An 8269-nucleotide genomic window follows, 5' to 3' on the forward strand; every position below is an offset into this window, starting at 1 on the left:
CCCCGCCCTCCCCCGACACGTCCGCAGCCTCCGTCCCCGGGCACGGGACCCACGGGACGGACGCTCTGGACGAAGCCGCGCTGCGCGCCGCCGTCGACGCGGTCCCCAACCAGCACGCCACCGCCGCCCTGGTGCGGGTCGGCGCGACCGGCGGGACCTGGCGCGGCAGCGGGGGGGTGCGCGACCTGGCCGGTGAGCGCCCGGCAGCCGCGAACGCCCGCTTCCGAGCCGGGTCGATCACCAAGGTCGTCACCGCCGCCACCGTGCTGCGGCTGGCGGCGGAGGGCAGGGTGGACCTGGACGCGCCGGTGCAGCGCTACCTGCCCGACCTCTTCACGCCGAAGTTCCGGAAGCCGATCAGCGTGCGCCAGTTGCTGAACCACACCAGCGGCATCCAGGCGGGAGACGGCCTCGGCGACGACTTCGCGGAGGCGTACGCGCACCGCTTCGACACCCTCACCCCGCAGCGGGTCGCGCAGTCGGCGATCGCGAAGGGACCCGAGTTCGACCCCGGGACGCGCCAGCACTACCTGAACATCAACTACACCGTCCTCGGCCTGTTGATCGAGAAGGTGACGGGGCGCACGTACGCCGCCGAGGCCACCCGGCTCGTCCTGCGCCCGGCGGGCATGCGCGACACCTACTTCCCCGGCACCGACCCCCGCATCCGGGGCCCGCACAACCGGGGCTACCAGAAGGTGGAACGGCCCGACGGGACGACGAAGCTGGTCGACGTGACCGAGTGGAACCAGGCGGACCGCTGGGCGGCGGGCGACATGATCTCGACCACCGCCGACCTGGAGCGGCTGCTCACGAAGCTGTTCTCGGAACGGATCGTGCCGCAGCCGCAGTTGGAGGAGATGTTCACGACTCCGGCGGGCCTCCCTGAGGCGACCCGCAGCGCGGGCCTGGAGTACGAGAAGGTCGGCGACCAGATCCTCTGGGGCAAGTCGGGTTCCCGCTACGGCTACAGCGCCCTCATCGGGGGAACCCGCGACCTGAGCCGCACCCTCGTCCACTCGGTCAACTCCACCGACGCCAAGAGCGCGGAGCGCAACCCGGTCGTCGACGGCATCACCGCGGCCGCGCTGAAGTAGCCCCCGTCAGCCGCCGCGCCACGGTGTGCGCCGCGACTGTCGCCGCGCCCGCGAGCCCCAGCCCCAGGGCGAGGTCGCGCGGGCGCGTGGGCCGCAGCACACCGGCGCGGCGCAGCCGGTGCCGGGCCCAGAGGGTGAACGGGACGACGAGCAGCGGAGAGGTCACCGACCCGGGCGTGTAGCCGCGGACGAGCCCCGCCTGCGCGAGGTGGACCAGGCCGTGCAGACCGAAGGCGTCGAGTGCGGTCTGGTACACGGCCGACCGCCCGCCGGTCAGCCGTCCCGCGACGGACGCGGAGGCCACGACCGCGGCCATCGCGCCGACGGCCACGGCAAACTCCCGCCCGTCGACCGACCCGGCCCGCCGCCAGACGCCCTCCGGCACCGTGGGGAACCGCTCGCGCAGGAGTGGCAGATTGCGGCGCCACCAGCCCGGCATGGCCGCCAGTTCCTCGGCATCGTGCAGGGCCCAGGCGGCCAGCAGCCCGAGCGTGACCGCACCGCCGACCTCCCCGGAACGCGATTCACCAATCGATGAATTGTCCACTCCGGCAGTCTGCTACACGCCGACGATCCCGTTCCACCGCTTCGCGAACTCCGTCCGCTCCCCCGCCCCGATGTCCCGGGCGATCCTGAGGCGCTCGCGCATCTTGTCGTCCGGGAAGATCAGCGGGTCCTCGGCGAGGGCGGCCGTGTCCGGGTCGTCGGAGGAGGCGAGTACGTCCCGGGCGGCGGGGACCGGGCAGACGTAGTTGACCCAGGCGGCCAGCTCGGCGGCGACCTCGGGCCGGTAGTAGTAGTCGATCAGCCGCTCGGCGTTGCCCTTGTGGCGGGCCAGGTTGGGGATCATCAGGGATTCCGCCCACAGTTCGGCGCCCTCCTCCGGAACGACGAACTCGATGTCGGGGTCGTCGGCCTGGAGCTGGATCACGTCACCGGAGTAGGCCTGGCAGGCCAGCACGTCCCCGCTGGAGAGGTCCTTGATGTAGTCGTTGCCGGTGAAGCGGCGGATCTGGCCCTTGCCGACCTGCTTCTCCACCAGGTCGCACATCGTGTGGAAGTCGTCCGTCCGCCAGTCGGTGATGTCCACCCCGTCGCCCTGCATCAGCAGGGCGAACGCCTCGTCCATGCCGGACAGCAGGGTCACCCGGCCCTTGAGGTCGGACGCCCACAGGTCGGACACGTGCCGGATCTCCCGGCCCAGCCGACGGCGGTTGTAGGCGATGCCGGTGATGCCCGACTGCCAGGGCACGGTGTACTTGCGGCCGGGATCGAAGGCGGGCGAACGCAGCAGCGGGTCCAGGTACGCGGTGACGTTCGGCTGCCGGGAGCGGTCCATCTCCTGCACCCAGCCGAGCCGGACGAACCGGCCGCACATCCAGTCGCTGATGACGATCAGGTCGCGGTCGGCGGGCTGGTGGTTCATCAGGGACGGGCTGATCTTGCCGAAGAACTCGTCGTTGTCGTTGATCTCCTCGATGTAGTCGACGGAGATGCCCGTCCGGTCCTCGAACGCCTCCAGCGTGGGCCGCCGGCTCGGGTGTTCGTCGTCGGTGTCGATGTACAGCGGCCAGTTCGCCCAGGTCAGCCGGCGTTCGGTGGCGGACCGGTCGGCGGCGGCGCGGTCGCCCGGCGCGACGTACGCGGCCGGCACACCGCAGCCGGCCAGCGCGCCGAGCGCGGCGCCACCGCCCAGGCCGCGCAGCAGGGACCGGCGGGAGATCGAGGACGTCCTCGGGAGCAGGGGCATGGCCGCAGGATCCCGCGCCCGCGCCCACCGGGACAATCGACGCTGCGTCGAGCGCCTTCGGCCAGGCCCGACACCCTGTCGACCAGGACGCGTTCACGATGCACGCACCGCGGCCCCGGACGGGAATCCGTCCGGGGCCGCGGTGCGCGAACCGGGGTGTCAGGCGTCCAGCGACGTCATCACGTGCTTGACCCGCGTGTAGTCGTCGAAGCCGTACGACGACAGGTCCTTGCCGTAGCCGGACTTCTTGAAGCCGCCGTGCGGCATCTCGGCGACCAGCGGGATGTGGGTGTTGATCCACACGCAGCCGAAGTCCAGCTTCTTGGACATCCGCATCGCGCGGCCGTGGTCCTTGGTCCACACCGAGGAGGCCAGCGCGTACTCGACGCCGTTGGCCCACTCGACCGCCTGGTCCTCGTCGCGGAAGGACTGGACGGTGATGACGGGGCCGAAGACCTCCTTCTGGATGATCTCGTCGTCCTGCTTGAGGCCGGAGACGACGGTCGGGGCGTAGAAGTAGCCCTTGTCGCCGACCCGGTGGCCGCCCGCCTCGACCTTTGCGTGCGCGGGCAGGCGCTCGATGAACCCGGTGACCTGCTTGAGCTGGTTGGGGTTGTTGAGCGGGCCGTACAGCACGTCCTCGTCGTCCGGCTGCCCGGTCTTGGTCTCGGACGCGGCCTTGGCGAGGGCGCTCACGAACTCGTCGTGGATCGACTCGTGGACGAGCACGCGGGTGGCCGCCGTGCAGTCCTGGCCGGCGTTGAAGTAGCCCGCGGTCGAGATGTCCTCGACGGCCTTGGGGATGTCGGTGTCCTCGAAGACGACGACGGGGGCCTTGCCGCCCAGCTCCAGGTGGACCCGCTTGAGGTCCTTCGACGCCGACTCGGCGACCGACATGCCGGCCCGCACGGAGCCGGTGATGGAGGCCATCGCCGGGGTCTCGTGCTCGACCATCAGGCGACCGGTGTCGCGGTCGCCGCAGACGACGTTGAAGACGCCCTTGGGCACGATCGAGCCGATGATGTCGGCCATCAGGGCCGTGGACGCCGGGGTGGTGTCCGATGGCTTGAGGACGACCGTGTTGCCCGCGGCGAGCGCCGGGGCGAACTTCCACACGGCCATCATCATCGGGTAGTTCCAGGGGGCGACCTGCGCGCAGACGCCGATCGGCTCGCGGCGGATCATGGAGGTCAGGCCCTCCATGTACTCGCCCGCGCTGCGGCCCTCCAGCATCCGCGCGGCACCCGCGAAGAAGCGGATCTGGTCGACCATCGGCGGGATCTCCTCGGAGCGGGTCAGCCCGATGGGCTTGCCCGTGTTCTCCACCTCGGCCGCGATCAGCTCCTCGGCCCGCTCCTCGAACGCGTCGGCGATCTTCAGCAGGGCCTTCTGCCGCTCGGCCGGTACCAGGTCGCGCCAGGCCGGGAAGGCCGCGGCGGCGGCCGCCATGGCCGCGTCCACGTCAGCCTGTCCGGACAGGGGCGCGGTCGCGTAGGCCTCTCCCGTGGCGGGGTTGACCACCTCCGTGGTCCGTCCGTCGGCGGCGTCCCGGAACTCACCGTCGATGTAATTGCGCAGACGACGCAGCTCGGTGCTCACTGCCGGCCCTCCAAGGTTGGGTGTCCAATCACTGAGACACCCACCCTAATCCGTGCACCGACGTTTTCAACACCCCCGATCGCCCCTTGATTGCGAAATCCGCAGACTGGAACGACCTAGACAACGGATTTCATCGATACGGCCTTGCGAAACTGTCGAGACGTCGTGCACAGTGAACCCGTGGCCAGTCGAAGCGCAGACCCGAAGGACTCCCGCGAGTCCAGGAACGGCGGTCCCCAGTTGGACGCCGTCTCCCTCGCCATCATCGAACAGCTCCAGGAGGACGGCCGCCGGCCGTACGCCGCCATCGGCAAGGCCGTGGGCCTCTCCGAGGCCGCGGTGCGCCAGCGCGTCCAGAAGCTGCTCGACCAGGGCGTGATGCAGATCGTCGCCGTGACGGACCCGCTCACCGTGGGCTTCCGCCGCCAGGCGATGGTCGGTGTCAACGTGGAGGGGGACGTGGAGTCCGTCGCCGACGCGCTGACGGCCATGTCCGAATGCGAGTACGTGGTGATGACCGCGGGCTCGTTCGACCTGATGGTGGAGGTCGTCTGCGAGGACGACGACCATCTCCTGGAGGTCATCAACCGACGCATACGGGCCGTGCCCGGCGTGCGCTCCACCGAGAGCTTCGTCTACATGAAGCTCAAGAAGCAGACCTACATGTGGGGAACCCGATAATCGTGAGCACCGACAGCCCCAAGGACCTCAGCAGGACCGCGTACGACAACCTGTGGATGCACTTCACCCGCATGTCGTCGTACGAGAAGGCCCCCGTCCCCACCATCGTCCGCGGTGAGGGCACCCACATCTACGACGACAAGGGCAAGCGCTACCTCGACGGTCTCGCCGGCCTGTTCGTGGTCCAGGCCGGACACGGCCGCCAGGAGCTGGCGGAGACCGCCTCGAAGCAGGCGCAGGAGCTGGCCTTCTTCCCGATCTGGTCCTACGCCCACCCGAAGGCCGTCGAGCTGGCCGAGCGCCTCGCCAACGAGGCCCCCGGCGACCTCAACAAGGTCTTCTTCACCACCGGCGGCGGCGAGGCGGTCGAGACCGCCTGGAAGCTCGCCAAGCAGTACTTCAAGCTGACCGGCAAGCCGACCAAGCACAAGGTCATCTCCCGCGCGGTCGCCTACCACGGCACCCCGCAGGGCGCCCTGTCCATCACCGGCCTGCCCGCCCTCAAGGCGCCGTTCGAGCCGCTCGTCCCGGGCGCGCACAAGGTGCCGAACACCAACATCTACCGCGCCCCGATCTTCGGCGACGACCCGGAGGCCTTCGGCCGCTGGGCCGCCGACCAGATCGAGCAGCAGATCCTCTTCGAGGGCCCGGAGACGGTCGCGGCCGTCTTCCTGGAGCCCGTGCAGAACGCGGGCGGCTGCTTCCCGCCCCCGCCGGGCTACTTCCAGCGGGTGCGCGAGATCTGCGACCAGTACGACGTGCTGCTCGTCTCGGACGAGGTCATCTGCGCCTTCGGCCGCCTGGGCACGACCTTCGCGTGCGACAAGTTCGGCTACGTTCCGGACATGATCACCTGCGCCAAGGGCATGACCTCGGGCTACTCCCCGATCGGCGCCTGCGTCATCTCGGACCGCCTGGCCGAGCCGTTCTACAAGGGCGACAACACCTTCCTGCACGGCTACACCTTCGGCGGCCACCCGGTCTCCGCCGCGGTCGGCATCGCCAACCTCGACCTCTTCGAGCGCGAGGGCCTCAACCAGCACGTGCTGGACAACGAGGGCGCCTTCCGCGCCACCCTGGAGAAGCTGCACGACCTGCCGATCGTCGGCGACGTCCGCGGCAACGGCTTCTTCTACGGCATCGAGCTGGTCAAGGACAAGGCCACCAAGGAGTCCTTCAACGACGAGGAGACCGAGCGCGTCCTGTACGGCTTCCTCTCCAAGAAGCTCTTCGAGAACGGCCTGTACTGCCGTGCCGACGACCGCGGCGACCCGGTCATCCAGCTCGCCCCGCCGCTGATCTCCAACCAGGAGACCTTCGACGAGATCGAGCAGATCCTGCGCGCCACGCTCACGGAGGCGTGGACGAAGCTCTGATCGTCCGAGCAGATGGTCGTCTGGTACTTCCAGAAGATCATCACGGGCCCCGGCGCCGTCCGTTCGAGTGAGAACGGCGGCCCGGGGCCGCGTGCTTTCCGGCTTCCCCCGCGGCGACTCCCTACCGTGCCCAGTGACCGATCGGCCCCCTCCTCGTTCCCCCGGACGGGGGACGTGACCGGGGAAACACGGATCAGAACCGAGGTGTACGCCCATGGAGGCTCCGCCGGACAACGACGTGCTCTGGGCCCGTGCCCTGCACTTCCAGCACCAGGACGGCTCCCCCGCGCTTCAAGGCGTGTCGCTGGGCGTCCGCGAGGGCGAGATCCTCGCCGTGAGCGGCCCGCGCGGGAGCGGCAAGACCACGCTGCTGCGCTGCCTGTCCGGACTGGTCCGGCCGCAGGACGGCGAGGTGTGGTTCAACAGCGTGCCGGTGCACACCATGGGGCCGCTCAGCCGCGAACGGCTGCGCCGCGACCGCTTCGGCTGGATCGACCCCGCCCCCGTGCTGGTCCCGGAACTGAACGCCTGGGAGAACGCCGCCCTCCCCCTCATGCTGCGCGGCACGGGCCGGCGCCGGGCCAAGACCGCCGCCCTGGAGTGGCTGGACCGCCTGGACGTCGGCGACAAGGCCCGCCGGCGCCCGCGGGAACTCCAGCAGGCCGAGCGGCAGCGCGTCTGCATCGCCCGCGCGCTGGCCGTCGCCCCCGCGGTCCTCTTCGCCGACGAGCCCACGGCGCCGCTGCACCGCGCCGACCGCGCCCAGGTGCTGCGCACCCTCACCACGGCGGCCCGCTCGCACGGCATCACCGTCGTCCTCGCGACGCACGAGGCGCAGACCGCCGGCCTCGCGGACCGCGCGGTGGCACTGCTGGACGGACGACGGGTACGGACCGTGCATCTGCCCCCGCTCGCCGAGACCACGGTCGCCACGGGCGCTGCCGGGGCCTCCGGAACGGAAGGCCGGGCCGCGTGCTCGCTCTCCGCCTGACCCGCGCCGCCCATCTCGCCGTCCACCTGCGCCGTCTGCTGGTCGCGGTGGCCTCGGCGGGCACGGGCTTCCTGCTGCTGTGCGCCTTCGGACACGCGATGAGCCACCCGGACGTGCCCGGCTCCTCCGCCCTCCGCCTCGCCTGGTGCACGGCGCCGCTCGCCGCCACGGTGTACCTCGCGGTCGCCGTGGCCCGCACCGACCCCGGCACCCGGCCCCGCTCGGGGCTGTCCGCGATCGGCCTCGGGCCGGGCCGGCTGATGGCCGTCTCGGCGACGACCACGGCCCTGTCGGGCGTGCTCGGCTCGGTGGCGGCCCTGCTGGTCTTCCTCCACCTGCGCGGCGACCTGACGGGCCCGCCCTTCGACGGCGTCCCGGCCGACGCGCTGGCCGTCGGCCAGTCCCTCCCGGCGCCGGCGATCCTGACGCTGCTGGCCCTGGTACCGGCCGCCGCCTCGGCCGCGGTCGCGTACTCCCTGCGCCCCCGCGAGCCGCGCCGAGCCCGGGCCACCGGCACCCGAGGCTACGGCCGCTTCGGGGCGTACGGCTGGGGCAAGGCCCGGGAGACCTTCGGCGCCTACGGCCGCTTCGGCGCCCGCTGGACGACGTCCTCCCCGGCCCCGGCCGGTGCCCCGGCGCCCGCGGCCCGGCAGGCGGCCGCCGGTTCGACCGAACCCTCGGACGCCCCCTACGCAGGAGCCGCCCTGCTGACGCGGGCCGGCGACGGCGACGGCGCGGCGGACCCGGACGGCCCCCCGCCCGCCCAGGACTCCGC

The 8269-nt window shown here is 71.4% G+C and carries 7 protein-coding genes and 1 pseudogene; 5 read left to right on the forward strand and 3 right to left on the reverse strand.

The window, feature by feature from the left end:
• Positions 1 to 1097 (forward strand): serine hydrolase (locus DMH12_RS35260; protein WP_148107578.1); only part of this gene is annotated, 1097 nt, incomplete at its 5' end.
• Here the strand turns inward: DMH12_RS35260 and DMH12_RS35265 are convergent.
• The 3 genes from DMH12_RS35265 to DMH12_RS35275 form a co-directional block, all read right to left on the reverse strand.
• The gene (locus DMH12_RS35265) at positions 1075 to 1644 is read right to left on the reverse strand and encodes an HXXEE domain-containing protein (protein ID WP_260474462.1); all 570 of its coding nucleotides are present in this window, start codon (positions 1642 to 1644) and stop codon (positions 1075 to 1077) included. The genes DMH12_RS35260 and DMH12_RS35265 overlap by 23 nt on opposite strands.
• A 12-nt stretch (positions 1645 to 1656) precedes the next feature.
• On the reverse strand, positions 1657 to 2847 hold the full coding sequence (locus DMH12_RS35270) for a spermidine/putrescine ABC transporter substrate-binding protein (protein WP_125495395.1): 1191 nt from the start codon (positions 2845 to 2847) through the stop codon (positions 1657 to 1659).
• A gap of 159 nt (positions 2848 to 3006) precedes the next feature.
• A complete protein-coding gene (locus DMH12_RS35275) occupies positions 3007 to 4446 on the reverse strand; it encodes a gamma-aminobutyraldehyde dehydrogenase (RefSeq protein WP_122615145.1) in 1440 nt (479 codons plus the stop codon).
• Between the two features lie 165 nt (positions 4447 to 4611).
• On the opposite strand from DMH12_RS35275, the gene DMH12_RS35280 reads away from it, so the two are divergent.
• The 4 genes and pseudogenes from DMH12_RS35280 to DMH12_RS35295 form a co-directional block, all read left to right on the forward strand.
• Positions 4612 to 5127, forward strand: a complete 516-nt coding sequence (locus tag DMH12_RS35280; RefSeq protein WP_122615146.1) for an Lrp/AsnC family transcriptional regulator — start codon at positions 4612 to 4614, stop codon at positions 5125 to 5127.
• A gap of 2 nt (positions 5128 to 5129) precedes the next feature.
• The gene (locus DMH12_RS35285) at positions 5130 to 6503 is read left to right on the forward strand and encodes an aspartate aminotransferase family protein (RefSeq protein ID WP_125495396.1); all 1374 of its coding nucleotides are present in this window, start codon (positions 5130 to 5132) and stop codon (positions 6501 to 6503) included.
• A gap of 214 nt (positions 6504 to 6717) precedes the next feature.
• Positions 6718 to 7494, forward strand: coding sequence for an ABC transporter ATP-binding protein (locus DMH12_RS35290; protein ID WP_122615148.1), 777 nt, complete (start codon positions 6718 to 6720; stop codon positions 7492 to 7494).
• Positions 7476 to 8269, forward strand: a pseudogene (locus tag DMH12_RS35295) (hypothetical protein); the annotation flags it as partial. The gene DMH12_RS35290 and the pseudogene DMH12_RS35295, both read left to right, overlap by 19 nt.

This window comes from Streptomyces sp. WAC 04229 (assembly GCF_003947455.1).
Classification (GTDB): Bacteria; Actinomycetota; Actinomycetes; order Streptomycetales; family Streptomycetaceae; genus Streptomyces.